This window comes from uncultured Paraglaciecola sp., assembly GCF_913058035.1.
Taxonomy (GTDB): Bacteria; Pseudomonadota; Gammaproteobacteria; order Enterobacterales; family Alteromonadaceae; genus Paraglaciecola.
The window spans coordinates 1-24,496 of sequence record NZ_CAJXPA010000061.1 but is presented as its reverse complement, the minus strand read 5'-3'; the positions used below and the strand labels follow the sequence as shown (position 1 = coordinate 24,496).

The window sequence follows — 24,496 nt, the reverse complement described above, 5'->3', positions numbered from 1 at the left end:
GGGTTCACCTTCTTTTCCAGCAAAATCGAGTCCTTTGTGCATGGCGGGCAAGCCATTAAATGGGTCTTTACGGATACCGTAGTATGAAGATAACCACCCAGAAGATATAGGTTTACCCTCTAATCTACTCTCTTGATTTATATGGTGGCTTAACATGATAGATTCAAGTACGTTTAGTTCTTGAGCTTTTCTCTGAATTTTTTCAAGCATGCTAGACATCTTTGACAGCAGCGCATCTTCTACTTGAAACTCAACTGGGATGCTATTCAAAGGACCACCCATGCTAGGCATTTGATTAAAACTGAATTCAGCAGGATTGAGCTTCGCTTGCTGAACTAACCTTGACCCTAATACATTTAAGCGTAGAACTTGACTCTGCATATCCGCTAACTTAAACATTATACCTGTCATACGTTGCTCGGTATTTCTTTTGAGTACACTGACTTCATTGGCCTGTTCATCTAGACCTGTTTTAGCATACTGGATCCTAGCAATGTTTTCTTCTGGAGAATGGGTTGAGCGGCTGGAAACAAGAAAAAAGCCGCTAATAGCTAACAATGCCAACAGCAATTTTTGTTTATTTATGTTTATTACAAAACGCGCTTTATTACTTCTAAAGAGTAACGTTAATTTCATTTCTATTGACTACCTTTTCAACATGGACTCAATACAACGTTAATTTTAATTCACATAAACAAAAACTATCAGCTCTTCAGCGTATACCTGTCGCTCATTCCGTTGATTTTTTATACGTTTTCATCATCCCATTCGGAATAATGTAGACGAGCTTTAATCAAATGTGTAGATGGTTAAATTCAAGAATTGTTGTTCATAATTCAGAGTATCATACAGCTGAACCAAATATTGCTGATAACTACGAAAATATTTTTCGACTAGTTAAATTGAACCAATAAAAGGATTAGTTTGTTAGTAGTGCTGATGCAAAACAGATAGGCATTTCTTCTGGTGTGTCATAACAAATAAATTCCCAACATTCTTTATTTTGCAATAATGCGTTAAGCAATTTATTGTTCAATCCATGTCCAGTTTTATACGCCACCAATTCACCAATAATACTGTGTCCGCATAGATATAAATCACCGATTGCATCAAGTATTTTGTGCTTTAAAAACTCATCAGCGTAGCGCAGTCCTTCAGGATTCAGGACTCTGTATTCGTCTAACGCTACAGCATTTTCCATGCTTCCACCCAGTGCTAAATTGAGTGAATTCATGTATTCAAGATCTTTCATGAAGCCGAATGTACGAGCTCGGCTTACTTCATCAACATAAGACGTAGAATCAAAATCAAGCACCATATGTTGACGAGTTTGGCTGATAACTGGGTGGTCAAAATCAATTCTAAAGTCGACCCTAAAACCGTCATGGGGGCGAAATTCAGCCCATTTATCACCGTCTTCGACTCTAATAGATTTATTTATCTTAATAAACTTTTTTGGGGCATTAATTTCTGCGATGCCTGCTGATTGCAGCAAAAATATAAATGGACTCGCACTGCCGTCCATAATTGGCAGCTCGTCACTATCGACTTCTACAAATATGTTGTCTATGCCTAAACCCGCTAAAGCGGAAGCTAAATGTTCGACTGTTGAAATTTTCGCACCGTCAGCGTTGCTTATGCATGTACATAACATAGTATCGCCTACAGCTTCTGCGCGAGCAGGAATATCCGCATGAGGCTCAAGATCAACGCGTCGAAATACAATGCCTGTATTCGCTGGCGCTGGCCGGAGAGTCATAGTGACCTTGTCACCTTTATGCAAACCAATTCCTGTCTCTTGTACAGATTGTTTTATGGTGCGTTGTTTAATCATAACCTTTAGCTCAATAGCTCCATGGAATAAAAAGCGGCACGCATAGTACTAAATATAATTAGCATTGTCAAAAATCTGTCACGTTAGATGGTACAACTAATATAAACCATCAATGAGACATGTTTTTTACTAAATAATTCACTTTAATATTCTAATCTGCCTGTTTGCGCAAAAATGCGGGAATATCTAAATATTCCAAATCATTTCCTTGTTCAGGTTTTTCATCGCGTTCAATCGCTTTTGAAGGTTCTGGCATCTGATTAGCACTCGGCATCGCATGCGCTCCTCCGTTAGCCTGCAGTTTAAACTCATTGCTATCAGGAATTACTTTGCTTGTTCTGTTAGACACTAAAGAAATATCTGGTTTCTTTTCAGCACCAATGCCCGTTGCTACGACTGTAACGCGCAATTCATCAGTCATTTCCATATCGATAACAGTACCTACAACCACAGTCGCATTTTCAGATGCAAATGCTTTTACAGCATTACCTACGGTTTCAAATTCATCAATAGAGAAATCAGGACCAGCAGTAATATTGACCAAAATACCTCTAGCACCAGACAAATCGATATCTTCTAGAAGAGGACAAGCAATAGCACTTTCTGAAGCTTCTTCTGCACGATCTTCACCAGACGCACTTCCATGTCCCATCATAGCGGTTCCCATTTCTGACATAACGGTACGTACATCAGCGAAATCCACGTTGATCAAACCAGGACGCGTAATCAGTTCTGCAATACCCTGCACCGCACCACTTAAAATATCGTTGGCGGCGCTAAAAGCTTTAAGTAATGGTGTACCTTTACCCATCACTTTAAGTAATTTTTCATTTGGAATTGTAATCAATGAATCGACGTATTTTGACAATTCTTCAATACCTTGCTCAGCAAAATCTGTACGTTTTCTACCTTCAAATGGAAAGGGTTTAGTCACGACTGCTACGGTTAAAATGCCTAATTCTTTGGCTATTTTTGCCACTTCTGGAGCTGCACCTGTTCCTGTGCCGCCACCCATACCGGCAGTGATGAATACCATATCTGCACCTTCAAGGGCCTGACGTATGGTTTCTCTGTCTTCTTCTGCTGCTTGTCGACCGATATTTGGATTAGCGCCTGCACCTAAACCTTTTGTTACACCAGAACCAATTTGTAACGTGACGTTCGCAGAAGAACTACGCAACACTTGAGCATCAGTATTAATGGCGATAAATTCTACACCTTCAATATTTTGCGCCACCATGTGCTCGATTGCATTTCCTCCACCACCGCCAACACCAATAACCTTAATTATCGCTTCTTCGCTATGACTATCCATTAACTCAAACATTTTTACTCTCCGGTTTTTACATAAAAGCAGCTAGGTATACGTCCTTGCCCACTGCCCAATTTTTTATTACTTAAAAGTAAGTGTGTCGACACCAATACTCAGAACTCACCCTTAAACCAACTTTGAATCTGTTGCCACACGCCATCGTTTGCCTTGTTTTTCATAGCTAACTGACTGATGACATGCTCTTTTCCGTATTGCAGTAAACCTACAGCTGTCGCAAATTTTGCACCTTCGACATACTCGGATAAACCTTTCATTCCTAATGGCTCACCTACACGAACCGGCATTTGAAAAATTTCTTCCGCAAATTCTACCGCTCCTTCCATTTTTGCTGTGCCACCTGTTAATACTATTCCTGCAGCAATTTGTTCTTCTAATCCACTGGCGCGAATTTCATCGTGCACCAGTTCGAACAATTCTTGATAGCGAGGCTCAATGACCTCTGCCAATGTATGTCTAGACATGGCTCTAGATGGCCTACCACCAACACTATGTACCTCAATATTTTCTTCCATGCTAACCATGTCTTTTAAAGCACAAGCATGTTTAATTTTAATCTCTTCTGCATGGCTAATAGGTGTCCGGAATATCTTCGCAATATCACTGGTAATTTGATTACCTGCTGCAGGAATAACCGCGGTATGCCGAATGGCACCATCAGTGTAGATAACCATGTCGATAGTACCACCGCCGATATCAACAACGCACACACCGAGTTCTTTTTCATCATCGGTTAAAACGGCATAACTTGAAGCCAGAGCCGAAAATATAAGTTGATCAGCGGTTAACTCGCAACGTTCTACACATTTCACCAAATTTTTGGCCATGTCATCGGCACAAGTAATAATATGTGCCTTTGCTTCCATTCTAACGCCTGACATGCCAATAGGATTTTTAATGCCCTCTTGTACATCAATAGTGAATTCTTGAGGTAGCACATGTAACAAACGGCGCTCAGCAGCAATAGGCACAGACCGTGCTGCGTGAACTACATTATCCACATCTTCCTGGGTCACTTCCTGATTATTAATCGGTACCATGCCGCTTTCGTTTTGACATTTCACATGACGACCCGAAATTGCCATGAACACAGACGATACACTGCAGTCTGCCATTAATTCCATTTCGTGTATGGCACGTTTAACAGATTGAACCACAAGGTTGAGGTCATTTACGCCTCCTTTATCCATACCCTTGGAAGCATGACAGCCAACACCCACGATACTAATAGAGTTGTCATCTAAAAGCTCGCCAACTATGGCTTTTACATTACTGGTACCGATGTCTAAGCCAACAATTAGCTTTCTTTCTGTGCCTTTAGACATATTGCCCAACTTTCACAATTATCACACTCATCACACTCACGTTAATTTAATCTCTTCTTATGCAGTTATTATGGTGGTTTTATTTATGCGCTTTTTTATGTCGCTGTAACAGCGCTTTTCCAGCCTACGGCTAGGCCTGTGTCGTAACGCAAATCAACATAATCCACTTGCCTTTTTTGTTGTGAAATAAGTGGTAATAAATCCACAAATCGCTGTAATCTATCAATAAATTCGGTACGTCCTAAATTCAGCTTGATACCATTGCTTAATTGTACATTCCAAGCAAAACGCTCACTTAAAAACATTTCCACAATATACAAATTTGTGGTTTCTAATAACGACTGCATGTTTCGGTAACCTTGCAATGCTATTTGTTCACTTCCACCTGGTCCGTATAAATATGGCAACATTATTTTAGGTTCTAAGTCAGCATTATTGACCTGCGCATCAAATGCGTCACCATATTTATTAAGCAACATATCGTCATTCCAAACAGCGGATGGCTGTTGCTCAACCACAAAAATTTCTAAGCCACTAGGCCAGCGTTTTCTAACTGAAGCTCTGTATACCCATGGCAAAGATTCAATTGTTTGATGAGTTTGATTAACATCTAGCTCAAAAAAACTACCTGGCTGTGATTGTTTGATTAATAACTGTATTTGTTGAACATCAATAAATGTTTTGTCACCCGAAACAATAATATCTTGCACTGGTGCCTGCTGTTCATCTTCCAACCAGACATTTAATTTGAATACCCCGTAGGCCAACAAGATCAGCAAACAAATAAAAAACATAACCCCAATATAAAAATCAGAACCTTTCTGTGGTTTGCCTAATGTTGGCAATTCACTCATCTACACATCTTAGTTGTTTCAAGTACAGCTAAAGACAACTCATCAAAGCTCATTCCAGATTGTTTTGCCGCCAATGGTACTAAGCTTTTTTCAGTCATACCCGGCACGGTATTAGCTTCTAATAAATAAAAACGTCCTAACTTATCCTGCATAAAGTCAATTCTACCCCAACCGGAACCATCCAAGGCCTCGTAAGCTTCAAGCGCTAATACACCCAGCTTAGTTTCTAGTGAATTAGCCAAACCGCTAGGACATCGATACACAGTGCTATCCGCTTGGTATTTTGCTGTGTAATCATAAAAATCCCGAGGAGTACACATACTGATGGATGGTAAAGTTCTGCCATTGAGTATGCTAACGGTATATTCTGAGCCATGGACAAACTGCTCTATCAAGACCTTGTCATCATATTTAAATGCGTCTTGAATAGCTGTTTCAAGTTGTTGAGCATTATTTACTTTAGCCATACCTATGCTAGAACCCTCCTGAGCAGGTTTGACCATTACCTCGTTCCCCAATGCTGACATTATAGCCCCGCATGATCGCGCATCAAAGCTTCTTTTATCAGCTATTTTATAATTTGCTGTAGGTAATCCTAAACACTGCCACACCTGTTTACTGCGGATTTTGTCCATACATAGCGCAGACCCAAGTACACCCGATCCGGAATAAGGTAAATTTAGTTGCTGAAGAGCCCCTTGCAGTGAACCATCTTCACCACCCCGACCATGTAACATGATGACAACACAATCAAATTTTTCTGCTAATAACTGAGTTAAGGGTCGCTCTGCAGGATCAAAAGGATGAGCATCTACACCCAAATTAAGCAGTCCACGCAATACTGCTTTTCCTGAATTTAAAGACACTTCTCTTTCAGCAGAGGATCCGCCAAACATAACAGCGACTTTCCCAAAATTATTGATTTTAGGATTAGAGTAAAGATTAGAGTTAGGTGACGTTATCTGCTGCTCATTCATGGCTCTAACCCTTTAGCTAACAGTGCCGGTTCTAATTGGTTTTTTTGTAAAAACTTGGCAATTTGACCTATATTTCCTGCCCCTTGAGTCATAATAATATCTTGGTCATTAAGGCTTTCCGCTAACAGCTTGGGTAGTTCAGTCATATCCGACACGTAAATGGGTTCAAGTTGTCCACGCTGACGAATTGAGCGACACAAAGAACGACTATCTGCACCATCAATTGCCTCTTCACCGGCTGAATATACTTCGAGCAACAACAGCACATCAACCTGTGACAACACTTTTACAAAATCTTCATATAAGTCTCGTGTCCGAGTAAAACGATGAGGTTGATAAGCCATAACTAATCGCCTATCTGGCCAGTTGTTTCTAGCCACGGCTATTGTTGCTGCAACTTCTGTTGGGTGATGACCGTAATCATCGACTAAAATAGCTTGCCCCTTGGAGGTAGCATAGTCGCCCAAAAACTCAAAGCGACGCCCAATACCTGAAAACTCACCTAATGCTTTGACTATATATTTGTCTTCTAACCCTTCATCACTTGCGACAGCTATAGCTGCCAAAGAATTCAGTACATTGTGTTGCCCAGGAAGATTAACCGTAACAGCCATTGGTGGTAAGTTTTCTCGCAACACATTAAAGAAGCTTTGGTTAAAACCTAATTTAATATCCACAGCGCGAACATCAGCTTGTTCAGACACGCCGTAAGTTACATATTGACGACCGATGCGCGGAAGCAGCTTTTTAATAACCGGATCATCGATACACAGCACAGCTAATCCATAAAAAGGTAAGTTATGCAGAAAATCAATGAAGGTGTCTTGCATCTTCTGGAAATCACCTTGATACGTTTCCATATGATCAGCTTCGATATTTGTTACCACAGACACCATAGGCTGCAAATGAACGAAAGACGCATCACTTTCATCCGCTTCTGCTATGAGGTATTGACTATCACCCAATCTGGCATTAGTGCCCGCACTATTTAATAAGCCGCCAATTACAAAGGTAGGATCAAGTTTCGCCTCAGCAAAAATAGTAGAAATTAAGCTAGTCGTTGTAGTTTTTCCATGCGTGCCCGCAATGGCAATACCATGTCGAAAACGCATCAATTCGGCTAGCATTTCTGCTCGACGTATGACCGGAATACGTTTTCTATTTGCTGCGCTTATTTCTGGATTGGAATGGTCAATTGCACTTGAGACCACTACTACATTGGCTAATTCAATATTACTCGCAAGATGCCCTAAATAGATGGTCGCACCCAAACTCTGCAACCTATCTGTCATCCCGTTTGTTTGGCGATCAGAGCCGGAAATAGCATAACCTTCGTTAAGTAAGACCTCTGCAATACCGCCCATACCTGCGCCACCAATACCAACAAAATGGATGTGCTTGATCCTTCGCATTTCAGGAACGTGGTAATGGGTTGGATTATCTGTCTTCATGCTGCTTGCTCACTTAATTCAATACAACATTGCGCAACTTCTTTAGCGGCATCAAAACGGGCAACGGTTTTACTGCGTTTCCCCATCTCTATTAATGTTTCTGGAGATAACACATGTTCTTGCAGTAAAATCTGCAATCTATGCGCTGTCAGCTCACTTTGAGGTAATAAATATGCAGCTTGTATATCAACCAAAGTTTGGGCATTTTTTGTCTGATGGTCATCTACCGCATGCGGCAGGGGTACAAATATCGCTGTTATACCGGCCGCTGAGACTTCTGCCACAGTTAAAGCACCTGCTCTACATATAATTAAATCGGCCCAAGCATAAGCTTCGGGCATATCATCAATAAACTCGATGATTTGATAAGAATTTGGATCAATAACTTGTTGGGAATAATTCTGTTGCACAGTGGCTAAGTGTCCTGCACCAGTTTGATGGCGAACGTTTATCTGTTTCATATCCGTTAGTGCTAACGGTACCGTTTCGTTTAGTACCTGCGCACCCAAGCTGCCACCAACAATTAAAAGATTAAGCGGGAGATCAATGCTACTTTTAGCCGGCAACTTTGCAAACTCTTGACGCACTGGGTTACCGACCCAAGAATATTTATTACTTCGGTCTAATGCTTGTTCTGGGAAGGTTTTGTCAAATCCAGTTAAGACCTTTTTAGCAATACGAGACAACAGTCTGTTAGTTAACCCTGGCACCGCATTTTGCTCATGTAAAATCAAAGGCAAACGATTTAACCAAGTTGCTACCCCACCAGGCCCACTGGCAAAACCACCCATCCCAATCACCACATGTGGTTGAAACTGTTTAATCACCTGATGCGCTTGTATGATTGCTTTAATGATTTTAAAGGGTGCCAATAGCAAAGTCACAACACCATTTTGACGCACACCTACTACATCAATAAAACTCATAGAATAACCCGCTTGTGGGACTATTTTAGCTTCCATTCGACCAGATGTGCCCAACCAATGAATTTGCCAGTTTTGTGCAGCCAGTTCAGCAGCGACAGCTAAGCCTGGGAAAACATGCCCTCCAGTACCACCCGCCATAACAAGTATTCGTTTAGTCATGTATGCCTCCAGCTTTTGCACTGATTGATGACTCTAAGTGCGCATCTTCAATAACATCCTCAATAACCATGTTGACTTCTTGTTTAGCTTTTTTAACTAATACTCTTTTTTTACCTCTAGCTGTACCTGATTTGTTAATGGCTTGGATACCATCGACTCGCATTTCAAAGTCGATGCGCACTAAAATAGCCACCGCCACCGACATAACTATCAAACTTGACCCACCGTAGCTTAGTAACGGAAAAGTGAGACCTTTGGTGGGAAGAACACCTGCACTAGCCCCCACATTGACCGCTGTTTGTATACTAAACCATATACCAATCGAGTAAGCTAAATAAGCGTCAAAAGGACGCTCTTTACGCAGTGCTAAATTACCCATTGCCATGGCTTTCATGACAATAACCAACATGATAATCAATACTGTTAATACGCCTGCAAAACCTAATTCTTCGGCCAAAATAGCCATAATAAAATCAGTATGAGCTTCTGGTAAGTATTCAAGCTTTTGTAGACTATTGCCCAGACCTTGACCAAACACATCACCCCGACCATAAGCCATCAATGATTGAGTTAGCTGATAACCGCTACCAAATGGATCAGCCCATGGGTCCAAGAAGGAGGTAATACGTCTTACTCTATATTCTTCAAAAACGATGAGTAATACCACCGCCAAAGAACCAGCAATGGCTAAACTGAAAAACTGCCAAAGCTTAGCACCGGCCAAAAACAATAGACCAATAGTTGTAAACAGCATCACAACAACTGTGCCCAAGTCCGGCTGTAACAGAAGTAATAAAGCAAGGGCAAAAAATACCACTAGAGGTTTAATAAAACCTTTTATGTTATCTGTTACCTCCTCATATCTGCGCACTAGATATCCGGCCAAATAACAAAAGAAAAACAACTTGGCAGGCTCTGCAGCTTGGATAGTGATGGGCCCAACCACTAACCAACGAGTACTGCCATTAACACTTCGACCTAATATCAATACAGTAATTAATAAAATCACAGCTAACAGCAATAACCAAACATTAGTCTTGCGCCACCATCGCATAGGTATTTGCATCACTATCAAGGCGGTAAACATTGCCAACAAAACATAAATACCATGGCGAATAGCAAAATGAAATGGGTTACCAAACAACCTATCTGCAACTGGCATTGAAGCTGAAGTCACGACTACTAAACCAATCGATAACAAAGCAATCGCTAAGAGTAATAATGAGTGATCATATGGTTGAAGATCAGCTTTAATGAACGCAGATGTTCCATCATGCTTAGACTCAAATAATTGTTTTAGGGTACTGACTTTATTTTCAATCATTGTATTCATGCAGCTAGTTCCTTAACAGCTTGCGTAAAATATTCGCCTCTTTGCTGATAGCTAACAAACATATCTAAACTAGCACAAGCTGGAGAAAGCAAAACAATATCACCTACCTGACTATGCTTAGACGCCATTAGAACCGCGTCTTGAATGGTCTGTACTTTTATATTATTTGAATGAAGACTAGCGATTTTATCGCCATCTTTTCCTAGGGTGATAAGTAAATCAACAGAATGAGTTAAACATTCTGCCATTACAGAGAAATCTGCTCCTTTCCCATCGCCACCAGCAATTAGAATCAGCTTACCTTTAAGATTGGAAACCAGACCATTAATTGCTGCTAAGGTAGCACCAATGTTGGTCGCTTTAGAGTCATTGATCCAGCGTACATCATTATGCATGGATATAGTTTGGCATCTATGTGGCAAGCCACCGAATTTTCGCGCACCTTGCCGAATACTGTGGTCATCTATACCGAATACTTTAGCCAAAGCTGCGGCAGCTTGAATATTTAGCATGTTATGGGCGCCAGCCAATAGACAACTTTTACTATCTAAAAAAGGTTTGCCGTCTAACAATATAATGGCGTTGTTTTTATCCCAAGAAAAGCCAGTGCTACTTTGAGATAGTCCAAAACTCATAGTTACCTTATTACTAACGGGATAAGTCAAAAGGTCATCTCTATTACAGACTATAAATTGGCAATTTTGATACACTTTGCGTTTGATTTGGTGATAGGTTGTCAAATCACCGTGACGGTCTAAATGATCTTCAGTAATGTTTAATACAGTCGCCACAAGTGGCATCAAGGAAAAAGTAGTTTCTAGTTGAAAGCTGGATAATTCAAGTACAATAACATCAGCTGATTGCTCCAACAGGTCTAAGGCAGGCACCCCAACGTTTCCCCCCATCAATACCTTTTTACCTGCCGCTTTACACATATCAGCAACTAAATGAGTGACGGTTGATTTACCGTTAGAGCCGGTAATTGCTATCACAGGACATCTGGTAAACTGCGCAAATAACTCTATGTCGCCTATCACGTGCACCCCAGACTCGCTCGCTTTTTTAATAGCTGGGGTATTTAAATCGACACCTGGACTTAACACGATTAAATCAGCTTGAATCAACTTATTTACATTAAAGTCGCCTAGGAATAGTGGGATGTCTAAGCTAAGTGTTAATTCACTGCGACTATCCATCGCGATCACTCTAGCGCCTTTAGTTAATAAAAAACGCACGCAAGACAGTCCTGAAAGACCCATTCCTACTACAACGATATTTTTATTAGCTAAATTCAACATTTTCACTTTTTTTGATCTTCCTTAACGCAATTTCAATGTGGCTAATCCCACTAATACTAACATCAATGAAATGATCCAAAATCGCACAATAACTCGCGGTTCAGGCCAACCTTTCAGTTCATAGTGATGATGTATTGGTGCCATTCTAAAAATACGTTTACCACGTAATTTGAAAGACCCAACTTGCAAAATAACCGACAAGGTTTCGACCACAAAAATACCGCCCATAATAAACAAAACGATCTCTTGACGAACCAGCACCGCCAGTATTCCTAATGTTCCACCTAGTGCCAAAGAACCAACATCACCCATAAACACTTGTGCAGGGTAAGTGTTGAACCACAAAAAACCTAAACCAGCACCAACTATAGCCGTGCACACAATGACTAATTCGCTGGTAAGTGGTAAATAAGGGATATGCAGATAAGCAGAAAAATTAATATTACCTGTCACATAAGCAAATATGGCAAAAGCCCCTGCGACCAGAACAACAGGCACAATCGCGAGCCCATCTAGGCCATCAGTCAGGTTCACTGCGTTGCTTGTGCCCACAATAACGAAATAGGTAACGACCATAAATAGCAGGCCCATTTGTGGCATTACATCTTTAAAAAATGGAACAAGCAAAGCTGTTTCAGCTGGATTTTGTTGGCTTGAATACAAGTAAATAGCTACAGTAAGAGCAATCACGGACTGCCAAAAATACTTCCAACGAGCAATTAAGCCTTTTGCATCTTTTCGAATAACTTTCCGGTAGTCATCAACAAAACCTATAACACCGAAACTTACCAAAATAAATAAAGTGACCCACACGTACCTATTGGTCAAATCGCTCCACAACAAAACACTGGAAACAATAGCAGCCAAAATAAGTAAACCGCCCATGGTGGGGGTGCCTGATTTCGCTAAATGTGATTCTGGACCGTCATCACGTATCGTCTGTCCAATCTGCATACGTTGCAACCATCGGATCATTTTTGGACCAATAATTACCGCAATTAATAAAGCAGTTAAAGTGCTTAAAATAGCCCTTAACGTTAAATATGAAAAAACTCGAAAGCTTGTATCGAATTGCTGCAACCAATCTGCCAACCAAATCAGCATAGTGATTGCTCCCTAACCCTTTCAAACTTTCCCAATGGAGACTCCTCCAACGCTTTAACTACTAACTCCATACGCGCACTACGAGAGCCTTTGACTAAAATACTGATATCACATTTTTCAAGTAATAATTGCTGATTAATGTGTTCAACCATCTGTTCTAAACAACTAAAATGGCGACCTTGCTCAGTAAACACGTCACTCGCACTTTGGCTTAATACACCCAGTGTATATAGCTTGTCTATACCTTTTTGTTTGGCATATTCACCTACTTGTTCGTGGTAATAACGTGCTTTCTCACCTAATTCAGCCATATCTCCCAGTACTAATATTTTTCTTCCCGCAAAGCTGGACAACAAATCGATTGCGGCATTCACCGAACCCACATTTGCATTGTAGGTGTCATCTATAATTTTCACTTGTATAGTTAATTGTTTGACCTGAAGACGTCCTGAGACATGTGGTGTAAAACGCAGACCATCTCGAACATCTTGAAGTGTTGCCCCAACCTTTAATGCTAAAGATGCAGCCACTAAAGCGTTGCTCACATTATGTACACCAGGCAACGAGAGGTTAATCGTGATGCATCCGTTAGGTGTGACGAGTTCAAATTGCGCACAACCATCTAAGCCTAAAGTAATATCCTGTGCATACACATCCGCTTGTTTTTCAACGGAAAAGGTTTGCACGTTGTTGTTGTCAAGTTTACTCAACCAAAATTTGGAAAACTGACTGTCTGCGTTTACTACTGCTACACCTTCTTGTTCAGATAATCCTTGAAATATTTCACTTTTTGCTCGGGCTACCCCAAGCAAGCTTCCAAAACCTTCTAGGTGCGCTGCAGCGACATTTATAATAGCTGCTACATCTGGCTTAACTAGATTAGTTGTATAAGCAATCTCACCTAAATGATTGGCTCCCATTTCAATGACTGCAAACTCATGTTTTTGTTCTAACCTGAGTAACGTCATAGGCACACCCAGTTCATTATTAAAATTACCATTGGTCGCCAACACTTCGCCACGTTGGGATAAGATGGTTGCAGTCATTTCTCTGACAGTTGTTTTACCGCTACTACCGGTAATAGCCACCGTTTTAGGTGCCACTTTCGCTTTCACCGCGGCTCCCAATAATCCTAAAGCTAAAGTGGTATCCTCAACCAAAATACAAGGGAGGTGAGTCTCAACTTTACGAGACAGGATCAGTGCAATAGCACCTTTTTGTTCTGCTTGTTTAACAAACTTATGCCCATCAAAATTTGGGCCTTCTAATGCTAAAAATAAGTCAGTTGGCAAAATACTCCTAGTATCAGTACTGACACCTTCAATAACCAATTGTTTTGTTTGCTGAGCTATTAGCTGCCCATTAATCTGTTCTGCCACCCAAGATAGTGTAACCGGGATCATATGCTCTTCCCCTCTTGAAAAAGTGCAACGAATTGACGTTCATCATACGCCAACGTTTGTTTTCCAATAACTTGGTAGTTTTCATGGCCCTTACCCGCAACTAATATCATGTCGCCTGCTGAAGCCATAGCAGCTGCAGTCTTAATCGCAGCTTTTCGATCATGCTCAATAAGAACCCGCTCTGGATTTATACAGCCTGCTAAAATATCATTGATAATATTTCGTGGATTTTCACTACGCACATTGTCATCAGTTAAAATAACTTGGTCTGATAATCGTTCTGCAATTTCGCCCATCAACGAGCGTTTACCCACGTCACGGTCACCACCACATCCAAACACACAAAATAATTTTCCATGGCAATGCTGCTTGCTAGCCAACAAAGCTTTATCCAGAGCGTCTGGAGTATGAGCATAATCGACCACTATAGTTGCGTGACCTTGACGTTTATACAACTCCATTCTCCCAGCGACAGGTCTAAGCTTTTGTACAATATAAGCAATCTGTTTTAGACTTTTACCCAGACATAATTGACTACAGATTGCGGCTAAAACATTGGAGATATTGAACTCTGCCAATAACGATAGACGCAGTTCACAGTCTCCCCATGAAGATTGCACAGAGAGTGCGATTCCTTCAGCGGTATATCGAACATTATTTGCCAAACAGTATTTAAAGCCACTGGGGATATCGACTTTACTTGTATTGTGCCCATACAGCACGACGAAACTTGTTTTAGGAACGTTTGCTAACCAATTTTTATGTTCAGAATCATTAACATTAAGAACAACATAAGCTAATTCGGGTTGACACAACAAAAACCTTTTTGCTGCCGCATATTCAGCCATTGACCCATGATAATCGAGATGGTCACGGCTTAAATTAGTAAAGATTGCAATATCAATTTTGACGGCTTTAATTCGATGTTGTACCAGGGCATGGGACGATGCCTCTAACGCAACTTGACATGACCCTTCAGCAACAAACTCTGCCAGCAAACGCTGCATACTTATGGCATCTGGGGTGGTATTAATTGTGTTGTTTAAAGGCTGATTGTCAGAATTTGATGAATACATGCCAGCACCTAACGTGCCAATATAAGCCGATTTGTCTCCCATCAAAGCTGCTAATTGACTAGCTAACTGTACTGTAGAAGTTTTACCATTCGTGCCAGTCACGGCCACCATGGACATTGAATTAGCCGGGAACTGATAAAAGTGTCCAGCCAATTCTGATAATTTCTCAAGTAGTTGGTAAAAAGATATAATGATGCTTTGTTCGCGCATTTCTACATGACCATGAACAGCTATATCGTCACACTGCGCGACTATCACTTTGGCACCAAGACTGACCGCTTGCGGGATGAAATCACGCCCATCCAGTGCATGTCCGCCAATAGCAATGAAGGCTTTGTGAATGGCAACGTCTCTGCTGTCTAAGACTAAGCCGCTGATCATGATATCTGGTGCATCGATGCCAAAGTGAGCTAATAGGGGTTTTAGACTCTGATCAAACGCTTGGGGAAATTGTTTATTAATACTTACTAAATCAGCCTGCATTTTGTACCTCCTTGTCAACTTCAACAACGGATCCTGCCAATGACGAAACAGTCTTATCATCAGGTGGCACATTTAACATTTGTAAACTGGCAGCCATGATTTTAGAAAAAACTGGGGCTGCCGTTTGTCCTGCATAATAAAGCTCACCTTTAGGCTCATTAATTAAGATAACCACAGCCAATTGAGGATCAGAAACTGGAGCAACACCAGCAAAAATATTGACATATTCTTCACCGTAACCATTAGCTACTGCCTTGCGACTAGTACCTGTTTTTCCTGCAACTCTGTAACCTGGAACTTGAGCTTGTTCTGCTGAACCATCTTGTGCAGTCACACTTTCCATCATATGCAATATTTGTTGTGTTGATTGCGCACTAATAACGCGCTCACTTTCAACTGGCGTGGCGGTTTTAATAATACTTAATGGGCGACGTATACCACCGTCACCTAAAATGCTGTACATGCGAGCAAGTTGCAAAGCAGTGACCGAAATACCGTAGCCAAAAGACAAGGTAGATAATTCAAAGTCAGACCAACGAGCACTCTCGTTAAATATGCCGTTAGTTTCGCCAAGCAAGTTAGCGCCACTGTCACTCATTAAGCCAACGTTATAGTACATATCCAAAAAAAATTCTTTAGGTACTGACAAGGCTAATTTTGAGATACCCATATTGCTTGATTTACGAATAATGTCAGTTAAATCAATTTCACCGTAATTTCTAGGATCTCTGACTATATTACCACCTAAGTGCATCCACCCCGGTGAAGTATCAATCAAAGAATCTGCTTGAGCAGAGCCAAATTCTAAGGCACTTAACACCGCCAAGGGTTTGACTGAGGAACCGGGTTCGTATGCATCAGTTACTGCTCGATTTCGAATTCTATGCGCAGATACACCGGCTCTATTATTTGGATTAAAAGATGGACTATTTACCAAAGCTAGAATTTCACCTGTATTTACTGCTACAACTACAGCCGAACCAGATGTCGCCTTATAATATTGAACCGCTTGTTTAAGTTCTTTATAAGCCAAAGCTTGAATGCGCTGATCAATAGTTAATTTAATGTTTTGAGGTTTTTTACCTTCTTCGAACTCGATTAGTTCGACCATTCTTCCTTTTCCGTCACGACGAATTTTTCGAGAACCTTGTGCACCAGCCAGCCATTTATTATACAGTTTTTCGACACCTTCTATGCCTGCGTCATCAACGTTTGTGAAGCCAACAACGTGGGCTGATACCTCACCGCTTGGATAATAACGTCTTGATTCATCACGAAGATAGATCCCGGTTAGCTTAAGTTCTTCCACATATTCGGCCATCGCATGAGAAACCTGGCGTTGCACGTACACAAAACGTTTTTCTGGGTTACTGACTTTTTCTTTGAGCTCATCTAAATTCTGACCTAGTACTTCGGCCAACGCCTGCCAGCGTTTACTGACTTCGTATTGCTTAGCTTTTAAATCAAAACTAGGGTCTTGCTTTGCATTTTCTTCTGCTTCTTTTATGGATTGAGCAATAGCTTTAGGATCAGCCCAGATTGCTCGAACTGGCACACTTACTGCCAATTGCTGACCATTTCGGTCAACAATCAAGCCTCGATGCAGAGGGTTATCGCGGGTTCGCAAGGTGCGGTTGTCGCCACGCTTTATTAACAAATCAGGTGATACAACTTGAATATATGCAGCACGAATACTCAAACCAACAAAAACTAATATAATACCTCCTACCACCACAACAAATCGCCAATGTGAAGTACTTGGATTACTATTTACTTTCGCTTGATTAGTCCTATTTTTATTTTTTGTATTAGTGCTGACTCGACTCATTTTATCCTCACTACTACTTCGTCACCGGGTAAGGGACGGTGCATACCAAGCTGACTTGTAACGAGTGCCTCGATACGGTTATGTTCAGTTAAAGCACTTTGTTCGAGTACTAAATGTCGCCACTCAACATCTAGCTGATCTTTCTCTTGCATTAAGCTTTCGATAGCAATAGACATTCGCCTATTATGGTGGGCACTGAGAATAACTAACCCAGCGCTAACCAATAGTGCTAGAAACAACAAAACCCGCACTGGATGGCGGGTTAAGTCAGCAGCTACAAAACTGAATAGATTAAAGTTAGTGTTGCTGCCACTCATAACTTTTCAGCTACCCTTAACACTGAGCTTCGTGAACGTACATTTTGCTGTATTTCAGCAGCTGTTGGCTTTATTGCTTTGCCAATAGGTTTCATTGCTTTTGCTGCGTCTATTTCTACCTGCAAAATCGGCATACCATGGGGTACGTTTAAACCTCGGCTTTGCTCTCTTACAAAACGTTTTACTAGGCGGTCTTCTAAGGAGTGAAAACTAATGACAGCTAAACGGCCTTGAGGCGACAAAGTATTCAAAGCAGCTTTTAAACCCGTTTTTATTTCGTCTAGTTCGCTGTTTACATATATACGTATGGCTTGGAAGCTGCGGGTAGCAGGATGCTTATATTTATCTTTAACCGGCACAGCTAAATCAATAATCTCAGCCAGTTGAGCCGTCTCAGTGATGGGCGTAATTTGACGCGCATTAACAATACCGTGCGCTATACGTTTCCCAAACTTTTCCTCACCAAATTCTTTGATAACTTGGGTGATATCCTGTTCTTCAGCTACCGCTAGCCACTGGGCAGCACTTAACCCTCTGGTTGTGTCCATGCGCATATCTAGAGGGCCATTACGCATAAAACTAAAACCGCGGTCAGCTTCATCAAGCTGTGGTGAAGACACACCAAGATCCATCAAAATACCGTCGATTTTGCCTATCAAGCCTAGCTCTTCAGCTACCGCCTGTAATTCAGAAAAAGGTCTATGATGAATTGAAAATCGTGGGTCATCTGCAAAGGATTTAGCTGCCTCAATAGCACTAAGATCACGATCAATAGCGATTAGCTGGCCGTCAGGTGATAAGGCTTTTAATATTTGTCTAGAGTGACCGCCACGTCCAAAAGTCGCATCCATATAAATGCCATCAGGCTTGATGGCTAAGCCGTCGATAGACTCATTTAGCAGTACAGAAAGATGTGAAAAATCGTTTTCCATTATAATGAGAAATCCTGAAGTCGTTCAGTCAATTCAAAGTTAGCTTCTTGTTCAGTCGCTACATCTAAACAAATTTGTTGTTGCCATACATCTGCATCCCAGATTTCAAACTTGTTGAACTGGCCAACTAACATAATTTGTTTTTCGAGCTTGGCATGCTGACGCAAGGGTGAACTTAATAAAAACCGACCATTTTTGTCCATATCTCCCTCACTGGCATACCCTAACAATAAACGTTGTAATCTTCGCTCGTGTTGATTCATGCTTGAAAGACGACTTAATTTGAGTTCAATTTCTTCCCACTCGGGAAGTGGGTAAAGCAACAAACAAGGTTGTTGTGTGTCGATAGTACAAACTAGTTGTCCCTTGCAATCATCCAACAAGGACTGTCTATACCTAGTAGGTATAGTTACTCGACCTTTAACATCTAGATTGATTGCATTAGCGCCGCGGAACATTATTTCACTACCCTTTTTTTATTTTTATATTTCGAGAATTAATCAGTAAAAATACCTAGCAAACCTAAATATCATTACTTCTTTGGGTTTAAATGATCAGTTAGATCCACTTTATGCCACTTTAACCCACGACTTCTAGTTTAGGTACCACCTGTCTATCATGTCAAGGACTAAAACTTCGATTCGATCGGTTTCTAGGCCTCGTCATCATTGGATTCATAGAAGTGTCTGAATTAGTGGGAAAAACCTACAAACTGGCGCAATTTAGTAACGGTAAAAATAATAAGCTTAACGTTACTAATAGAAAACACTGTGAACAAGGAAGTCCTCGTTTATGTCTTTTTATTGCATAAAACAGACCCACTAACTGTCTACATAAATATAAAGTTAGGCCACAAATGATTGATATAAGTATTTCATATGGGCAGTTTTATAAGACTATTGACAACCAAACAGGTATCTTTAATAAGTTTCAAAATCAACACAAGCATGGTGTTTTTTATTGATATTATATAAAGTTGCTTAGAATTTTAGATGGATGTATTTTCATCTTAGAGAAGTAATGTACAAATTGACGCTTAAAATTGAAGTTTAAAAAAAGTGCTGCTAAATTAACCACCTCTGGTAGTTTGCTTTAATTTATTGTATAAAACTTACTTATATTACTGCTACATCAAGAAGTTTTAGTAGTACCAATTTGCATTTTTAGCCATAAAAGGTGTTGTATGAGCAAGTTAAAACTATTTATCCCATCAATGATTGGAGTAATGATCATGTTTTTCTCTTATCATATTGAGACAACACTAGAATCTAATTTTAAAATTGATAGACATTTAGCATCACAAATTTCAGTTTTAGTAGAAAACCAAAAAATAGAGGCTAATGCGGAAGAACTGATTAATGTTTCTTTCAACTCCTTACTAGAAAATAATCATTCATTATTACTTAAAAGTATAGATTTAATTTGGGTTCTAGGTTTTGCTTTTATGCTGTGGTTATTTCCATATCATATTGTTTTACGGACAGATAAATTTAAAATATAAGAAGCGCTTGATGCTAGCAATACAATTTTTCTTATTTTCAATCATTGCTAGTTTTCACAACTCAATTATAATTTACTTAATAGGCCAACACGATTTTTCAGCCTAGTTTTAAATACTCAATTTATATAACCCCAATCACTCCTAATTTCTACTCAATAAGTTTTCAGCGCTATATCAATCTTTGCGAACACAACGTCTAGATAAATCATTGTCTAAATTACAAGTCCTCAATACCTGTTTCAATGTCAATTCATATAACTGGTTATGATCTCAGCCTAAAAATATTATACTCAACACATATTGTAAAAAAGATGTTATCTAATAATTAAGCATCTGAAATAATTGTTTTTCTGTTTATACACCCAAAGGAATATCAAATGCCGCTAGAAAACTGCATTCTATCTATTGACCAAGGTACTACCTCTAGCAGAGCCATAGTTTTTGCTCCAGATTCGAGTATTGTTGCTTCAACACAACAAGAATTTACCCAACATTATCCCAATGATGGTTGGGTCGAACATGACCCAGAAGATATTTGGTCAACAACACTCAACGTATGTAAGCAAGCGATTGCTCAAGCCACTGAGAAAGGTGCAACAATCGCTGCTATTGGTGTCACTAATCAAAGAGAAACCACTTTAGTATGGGATAAAAAAACCGGCAAGACAATTTACAACGCCATAGTATGGCAAGACAGACGCACAGCTGAACAATGCAGAACATTACAAGGTGCAGGGCATTTAACGGCTGTACAAGAACGCACGGGGTTATTACTTGATCCTTATTTTTCTGCATCGAAGATTACTTGGATTTTAGATAATGTTGAAGGTGCAAGGCAAAAAGCTGAAGCTAACGAGTTAGCTTTTGGCACAGTAGACAGTTTTCTTATTTGGCGTTTAACGGGTGGCAAAGTGCATGCAACTGACGTCACGAATGCCAGTCGTACCAATTTATTCAACATTCATAGTTTATGTTGGGATCAGACCTTACTCGATATATTTGATGTACCCAAGTCGATGTTACCTGAGGTAAAAGAATGCGCTGATGATTTTGGTTCCACTCTGGAAGGATTATTTAGCTACTCTATACCAATAGCAGGTGTAGCAGGTGATCAACAAGCAGCAAGTATTGGTCAATGTTGCTTTAATCAAGGTGATATCAAAAGCACTTATGGCACCGGTTGTTTTGTGCTATTGAATACTGGTGAAAAAGCGCTAGTATCCAAAAACAAATTACTTACGACTGTCGCTTATACTATCAAAGGTCAAACTCATTATGCCTTAGAAGGCTCAATATTTATCGCTGGGGCGGCAGTGCAATGGCTTAGAGATGGCTTAAAAATTATTGAAAATGCGTCCGAGACCGAAGCCATGGCTAGAAGTATACCCGACGACCATGGCGTGTTTTTAGTACCTGCTTTTGCAGGGTTAGGCACACCCTATTGGGCACCTGATGCCAGAGGGGCTATATTTGGCTTAACTCGTGCTACCAGCAGTGCACATTTGGCACGTGCCGCACTTGAATCTGTGTGTTTGCAAACCTCTGACTTACTTAAGGCTATGAGTGAAGATGGTGTCAGTCCAGAAAAATTGAGGGTAGATGGCGGTATGGTAGCAAATAGCTGGGTTTGTCAATTTTTGGCTGGTGTACTCAATGTGACAGTAGAGCGCCCAAAAGTCATGGAAACCACAGCATTAGGCGCCGCTTATTTAGCAGGTTTACAAGTAGGCATCTATCAATCAATCACCGAACTAACTAGCATGAATAAAATTGATAGTCACTTTGAGCCACAAATGGACGTAATCAAACGACAAAAACTGCTTAGGGGTTGGGCGAGTGCTATTCAAAGCACCTTGGGGTTTAAGCCATGATGGACCAAACATCATTTGGAAAAATGCCAGATGGTGAATTAGTCAAACAATTTTGCCTAACCAATAGTCATAATGTCAGTGTAGAAATTCTTAATCTTGGCGGGATTATTCGTCGCTGGTTAATACCAAAAGATAAAGATAAACATACTGATATTGTTTTAGGCTTTGATACAGTAGATGATTATTTATCTGATGACAGTTATTTAGGGGCTTTGATAGGTAGGTATTCGAACCGAATTAGCAAGGGAAAATTTAATTTAAAAGGTATCGACTATCAAACTGATATCAATCTAGGCGATAACTGTCTCCATGGTGGTAATAATGGGTTCAACAAGAAAGTGTGGAAAAGCACGGTGTTATCTAGCGGTGATAATCCGTCAATTATGTTGCAACTATCAAGTCCTAATGACGATCAAGGTTTTCCTGGCACGCTCTCAGTTAAAGTAATTTATACGTTAACTGAGCAAAACTCCTTAAAAATAGAATACTTTGCTACTACCGATCAAATCACATTATACAACCCTACTAATCACAGTTACTTCAATTTGTCAGGTCATAACAGCGGATCGGTCAAAGCCCATGAAGTTCAAATATTAGCCAGTTATTACACTCCAACTGACAAAAATGCTATTCCTACTGGCGAGATTGCCAAGGTAGACGATACCCCTTTTGATCTTAGGTCTATGACTGCGATCAGTCAGCCACTTAGTTCAGACCATCAACAGATTGAATATGGCAACGGTTTGGATCACAACTTGTGTTTAGACTCTTATATTCCACACTCAAAAGTAGCGACTTACGTAGGCAAAGCAGTAGCCATAGATACTGCTATTAATTTAAAAATTTATACCAGTATGCCAGGTATGCAAGTTTTTACTGCTAATCACTTCGTTAATAAAAAAGGTAAAAATAACACTGATTACCAAGCGCAACAGGGCGTGTGTTTTGAAACTCAGTTTTACCCTGACACACCTAATCAACCATATTTCCCAAGTGCTACTTTAGAAAAAAATGAAAATTTTTATGCTATCACTGTGTATGAAGTGTTGTTTTAATCTTTTATATAGTCCTATTGTTTAATGTCTTGCCTACAAGATGCCGAATACGAAAAAAAGCCCGCTACAATGTAACTGTAACGGGCTTTTTTCGCATTCGTTAAATTATTTTAATTCTTTAAAATGATTACACTTTAGCTTCTGGAGAGGTGTCTTCTGGATTCGTCTTTGCTGCAGGCTCTTCAGGTTGAAGCTGTAAAGATTTAACGGGGTTATCACCCGATTGTGTTAACTGCACCAAACGGTTCAATTGCCCAAGAGACATCAACACTGCATAGATTGCACCTAGATAGCCAGTTTTATGTAATTCAGCCACAGTATCAGCATCTAACCCTTGAAGACGTTTCTCACTGATAGTTTGCATACCGTTGATATTACGTTGTTGACCACTTGTGTATTGTGCACGAATAACAATTGAATCAAGTAAACCTAAGTCTTCAAGTTTCTTAACAAAATCCCGTGTAGCCATTTCACTATTAGCTAATTCAGACAATAATTTCTGTCGGTTTTCTAGAAAAGGACTCGGTACGCCTTCTGTGAAAAGTGGCTCGCCTTCTTTCCCTACCAGGTCGGAATTTTCATCAATAAACACACCCAATTTGTCACCATCAGGGCGCACATCAAATGGATAACGTTGAACATTAAGCGGTACAACATGGCCAGACCATTTATCTTCTTGCATAAACAAGTTAACACCTTGCTCAATACCTAGCATTGCAACACTGTGTGTGGTGGAACTTTTGGGATCTTTGATGAAGATGATTGGCATACAGCCGGCGATTTGAGCGTATTCACGCAGTGACGCTGCTGCTAAGTGTGTGTCTTTAGCATGAGCGAAATCATTACTTATCTTTACGTGTAAATCTTTATGATTGTTCTTATCAAGGGGGATGTAATTCATTGTCATTAAAAGGTTCTCTGATTATCTTAGAAAGAAGCGGTTTTTATGAGCCGTCTTGATTTTAATAGCCGACATAGCCATATAATTGGGGATTATTAAGGTTTTTACAAGCCAAAAACACTGGAATTGTGACTTATTTGTAAATGTTTAGCTTAATGTGTGTAGTTTTGCTGATGAAAAAAATAAATATTGAAAAATTATTAGGGCTTAATTTCATCCATTAATTAGCATTAGGTAGGACACAAAATTATCAGATAAACACAGATTCAGACATAAAAAAGCACTAAAAAACATTCTAAATTTTCCAATTAAAATACAACTATTCTATTAAGAACACAGACAATGCTAATAATGGCCAACCATTTTCAGTGTTGTTTGACCGAAGGATTAAGGATAGCGGCCCAAAGCCAATATTATTTGAGCCGCTTACAAAAAACATAATACACAGATTAAACGTTTCTATTAACCAAGAAAATTGGTATCAAAGTTAATACAAACCTCTGCACATTTACATCAGCTCACTGTATCAATATATTCT

21 protein-coding genes are annotated in these 24,496 nt (G+C 40.0%); 3 read left to right on the top strand and 18 right to left on the bottom strand.

The genetic code is table 11. From position 1 onward, the window contains the following. The 17 genes from QZ562_RS09985 to mraZ form a co-directional block, all read right to left on the bottom strand. A partial coding sequence (locus tag QZ562_RS09985) for a M23 family peptidase (protein WP_293759495.1) occupies window positions 1–636 on the bottom strand: 636 nt, incomplete at its 3' end. A gap of 283 nt (window positions 637–919) precedes the next feature. Further along, entirely contained in the window at window positions 920–1,834 is a 915-nt protein-coding gene (gene lpxC / locus QZ562_RS09980) for a UDP-3-O-acyl-N-acetylglucosamine deacetylase (protein ID WP_293759493.1), read from the bottom strand. A gap of 151 nt (window positions 1,835–1,985) precedes the next feature. Beyond that, window positions 1,986–3,161, bottom strand: a complete 1,176-nt coding sequence (gene ftsZ / locus QZ562_RS09975) for a cell division protein FtsZ (RefSeq protein ID WP_293759491.1) — start codon at window positions 3,159–3,161, stop codon at window positions 1,986–1,988. 98 nt (window positions 3,162–3,259) lie between these two features. Beyond that, complete coding sequence (gene ftsA, locus QZ562_RS09970) at window positions 3,260–4,489, bottom strand: cell division protein FtsA (protein WP_293759489.1); 1,230 nt, start codon at window positions 4,487–4,489, stop codon at window positions 3,260–3,262. Window positions 4,490–4,584: 95 nt separating this feature from the next. Continuing rightward, window positions 4,585–5,343 (bottom strand): cell division protein FtsQ/DivIB, encoded by a 759-nt coding sequence (locus QZ562_RS09965; protein WP_293759487.1) that lies wholly within the window; start codon window positions 5,341–5,343, stop codon window positions 4,585–4,587. Beyond that, a complete protein-coding gene (locus QZ562_RS09960; RefSeq protein ID WP_293759485.1) occupies window positions 5,340–6,320 on the bottom strand; it encodes a D-alanine--D-alanine ligase in 981 nt (326 codons plus the stop codon). The genes QZ562_RS09965 and QZ562_RS09960 overlap by 4 nt, the downstream gene beginning before the upstream one ends. Further along, window positions 6,317–7,771: a UDP-N-acetylmuramate--L-alanine ligase gene (murC, locus tag QZ562_RS09955; protein WP_293759483.1), complete on the bottom strand. Its 1,455-nt coding sequence runs from the start codon at window positions 7,769–7,771 to the stop codon at window positions 6,317–6,319. The genes QZ562_RS09960 and murC overlap by 4 nt, the downstream gene beginning before the upstream one ends. Next, window positions 7,768–8,856 carry an undecaprenyldiphospho-muramoylpentapeptide beta-N-acetylglucosaminyltransferase gene (gene murG / locus QZ562_RS09950; RefSeq protein ID WP_293759481.1) on the bottom strand — a complete coding sequence of 363 codons (1,089 nt, stop codon included), beginning with the start codon at window positions 8,854–8,856 and terminating at the stop codon, window positions 7,768–7,770. Before murG ends, murC begins: the two co-directional genes overlap by 4 nt. After that, window positions 8,849–10,189, bottom strand: coding sequence for a cell division protein FtsW (gene ftsW / locus QZ562_RS09945; protein WP_293759479.1), 1,341 nt, complete (start codon window positions 10,187–10,189; stop codon window positions 8,849–8,851). Before ftsW ends, murG begins: the two co-directional genes overlap by 8 nt. Beyond that, window positions 10,186–11,493 (bottom strand): UDP-N-acetylmuramoyl-L-alanine--D-glutamate ligase, encoded by a 1,308-nt coding sequence (murD, locus tag QZ562_RS09940; protein ID WP_293759477.1) that lies wholly within the window; start codon window positions 11,491–11,493, stop codon window positions 10,186–10,188. The genes ftsW and murD overlap by 4 nt, the downstream gene beginning before the upstream one ends. A 15-nt stretch (window positions 11,494–11,508) precedes the next feature. Beyond that, window positions 11,509–12,591 carry a phospho-N-acetylmuramoyl-pentapeptide-transferase gene (gene mraY / locus QZ562_RS09935; protein ID WP_293759475.1) on the bottom strand — a complete coding sequence of 361 codons (1,083 nt, stop codon included), beginning with the start codon at window positions 12,589–12,591 and terminating at the stop codon, window positions 11,509–11,511. Next, window positions 12,585–13,994 (bottom strand): UDP-N-acetylmuramoyl-tripeptide--D-alanyl-D-alanine ligase, encoded by a 1,410-nt coding sequence (murF, locus tag QZ562_RS09930; RefSeq protein WP_293759473.1) that lies wholly within the window; start codon window positions 13,992–13,994, stop codon window positions 12,585–12,587. The genes mraY and murF overlap by 7 nt, the downstream gene beginning before the upstream one ends. After that, window positions 13,991–15,553 (bottom strand): UDP-N-acetylmuramoyl-L-alanyl-D-glutamate--2,6-diaminopimelate ligase, encoded by a 1,563-nt coding sequence (murE, locus tag QZ562_RS09925; protein ID WP_293759471.1) that lies wholly within the window; start codon window positions 15,551–15,553, stop codon window positions 13,991–13,993. The genes murF and murE overlap by 4 nt, the downstream gene beginning before the upstream one ends. Next, window positions 15,543–17,381, bottom strand: a complete 1,839-nt coding sequence (locus QZ562_RS09920; RefSeq protein ID WP_293759469.1) for a penicillin-binding transpeptidase domain-containing protein — start codon at window positions 17,379–17,381, stop codon at window positions 15,543–15,545. Before QZ562_RS09920 ends, murE begins: the two co-directional genes overlap by 11 nt. Beyond that, window positions 17,378–17,698: a cell division protein FtsL gene (ftsL, locus tag QZ562_RS09915; RefSeq protein ID WP_293759468.1), complete on the bottom strand. Its 321-nt coding sequence runs from the start codon at window positions 17,696–17,698 to the stop codon at window positions 17,378–17,380. The genes QZ562_RS09920 and ftsL overlap by 4 nt, the downstream gene beginning before the upstream one ends. Further along, complete coding sequence (gene rsmH, locus QZ562_RS09910) at window positions 17,695–18,630, bottom strand: 16S rRNA (cytosine(1402)-N(4))-methyltransferase RsmH (protein WP_293759467.1); 936 nt, start codon at window positions 18,628–18,630, stop codon at window positions 17,695–17,697. Before rsmH ends, ftsL begins: the two co-directional genes overlap by 4 nt. Further along, window positions 18,630–19,088, bottom strand: coding sequence for a division/cell wall cluster transcriptional repressor MraZ (gene mraZ / locus QZ562_RS09905; protein ID WP_293759466.1), 459 nt, complete (start codon window positions 19,086–19,088; stop codon window positions 18,630–18,632). Before mraZ ends, rsmH begins: the two co-directional genes overlap by 1 nt. A 725-nt stretch (window positions 19,089–19,813) precedes the next feature. Here mraZ and QZ562_RS09900 point away from each other — a divergent pair. The 3 genes from QZ562_RS09900 (at window position 19,814) to QZ562_RS09890 (ending at window position 23,057) form a co-directional block, all read left to right on the top strand. After that, window positions 19,814–20,131, top strand: coding sequence for a hypothetical protein (locus tag QZ562_RS09900; RefSeq protein ID WP_293759465.1), 318 nt, complete (start codon window positions 19,814–19,816; stop codon window positions 20,129–20,131). A 377-nt stretch (window positions 20,132–20,508) separates the two neighbouring features. Next, entirely contained in the window at window positions 20,509–22,002 is a 1,494-nt protein-coding gene (gene glpK, locus QZ562_RS09895) for a glycerol kinase GlpK (protein ID WP_293759464.1), read from the top strand. Next, window positions 21,999–23,057, top strand: coding sequence for an aldose epimerase family protein (locus QZ562_RS09890; protein ID WP_293759463.1), 1,059 nt, complete (start codon window positions 21,999–22,001; stop codon window positions 23,055–23,057). Before glpK ends, QZ562_RS09890 begins: the two co-directional genes overlap by 4 nt. A 127-nt stretch (window positions 23,058–23,184) precedes the next feature. Here the strand turns inward: QZ562_RS09890 and QZ562_RS09885 are convergent, their stop codons facing one another. Beyond that, window positions 23,185–23,964, bottom strand: a complete 780-nt coding sequence (locus QZ562_RS09885; protein WP_293759462.1) for a SapC family protein — start codon at window positions 23,962–23,964, stop codon at window positions 23,185–23,187. Window positions 23,965–24,496: the final 532 nt, after the last annotated feature.

Coding starts and splice junctions, on each gene's coding strand:
- lpxC (WP_293759493.1), bottom strand. CDS start 1,834: ATGATTAAACAACGCACCATAAAACAATCTGTACAAGAGACAGGAATT.
- ftsZ (WP_293759491.1), bottom strand. CDS start 3,161: ATGTTTGAGTTAATGGATAGTCATAGCGAAGAAGCGATAATTAAGGTT.
- ftsA (WP_293759489.1), bottom strand. CDS start 4,489: ATGTCTAAAGGCACAGAAAGAAAGCTAATTGTTGGCTTAGACATCGGT.
- QZ562_RS09965 (WP_293759487.1), bottom strand. CDS start 5,343: ATGAGTGAATTGCCAACATTAGGCAAACCACAGAAAGGTTCTGATTTT.
- QZ562_RS09960 (WP_293759485.1), bottom strand. CDS start 6,320: ATGAATGAGCAGCAGATAACGTCACCTAACTCTAATCTTTACTCTAAT.
- murC (WP_293759483.1), bottom strand. CDS start 7,771: ATGAAGACAGATAATCCAACCCATTACCACGTTCCTGAAATGCGAAGG.
- murG (WP_293759481.1), bottom strand. CDS start 8,856: ATGACTAAACGAATACTTGTTATGGCGGGTGGTACTGGAGGGCATGTT.
- ftsW (WP_293759479.1), bottom strand. CDS start 10,189: ATGAATACAATGATTGAAAATAAAGTCAGTACCCTAAAACAATTATTT.
- mraY (WP_293759475.1), bottom strand. CDS start 12,591: ATGCTGATTTGGTTGGCAGATTGGTTGCAGCAATTCGATACAAGCTTT.
- murF (WP_293759473.1), bottom strand. CDS start 13,994: ATGATCCCGGTTACACTATCTTGGGTGGCAGAACAGATTAATGGGCAG.
- murE (WP_293759471.1), bottom strand. CDS start 15,553: ATGCAGGCTGATTTAGTAAGTATTAATAAACAATTTCCCCAAGCGTTT.
- QZ562_RS09920 (WP_293759469.1), bottom strand. CDS start 17,381: ATGAGTCGAGTCAGCACTAATACAAAAAATAAAAATAGGACTAATCAA.
- ftsL (WP_293759468.1), bottom strand. CDS start 17,698: ATGAGTGGCAGCAACACTAACTTTAATCTATTCAGTTTTGTAGCTGCT.
- rsmH (WP_293759467.1), bottom strand. CDS start 18,630: ATGGAAAACGATTTTTCACATCTTTCTGTACTGCTAAATGAGTCTATC.
- mraZ (WP_293759466.1), bottom strand. CDS start 19,088: ATGTTCCGCGGCGCTAATGCAATCAATCTAGATGTTAAAGGTCGAGTA.
- QZ562_RS09900 (WP_293759465.1), top strand. CDS start 19,814: ATGAGCAAGTTAAAACTATTTATCCCATCAATGATTGGAGTAATGATC.
- glpK (WP_293759464.1), top strand. CDS start 20,509: ATGCCGCTAGAAAACTGCATTCTATCTATTGACCAAGGTACTACCTCT.
- QZ562_RS09890 (WP_293759463.1), top strand. CDS start 21,999: ATGATGGACCAAACATCATTTGGAAAAATGCCAGATGGTGAATTAGTC.
- QZ562_RS09885 (WP_293759462.1), bottom strand. CDS start 23,964: ATGACAATGAATTACATCCCCCTTGATAAGAACAATCATAAAGATTTA.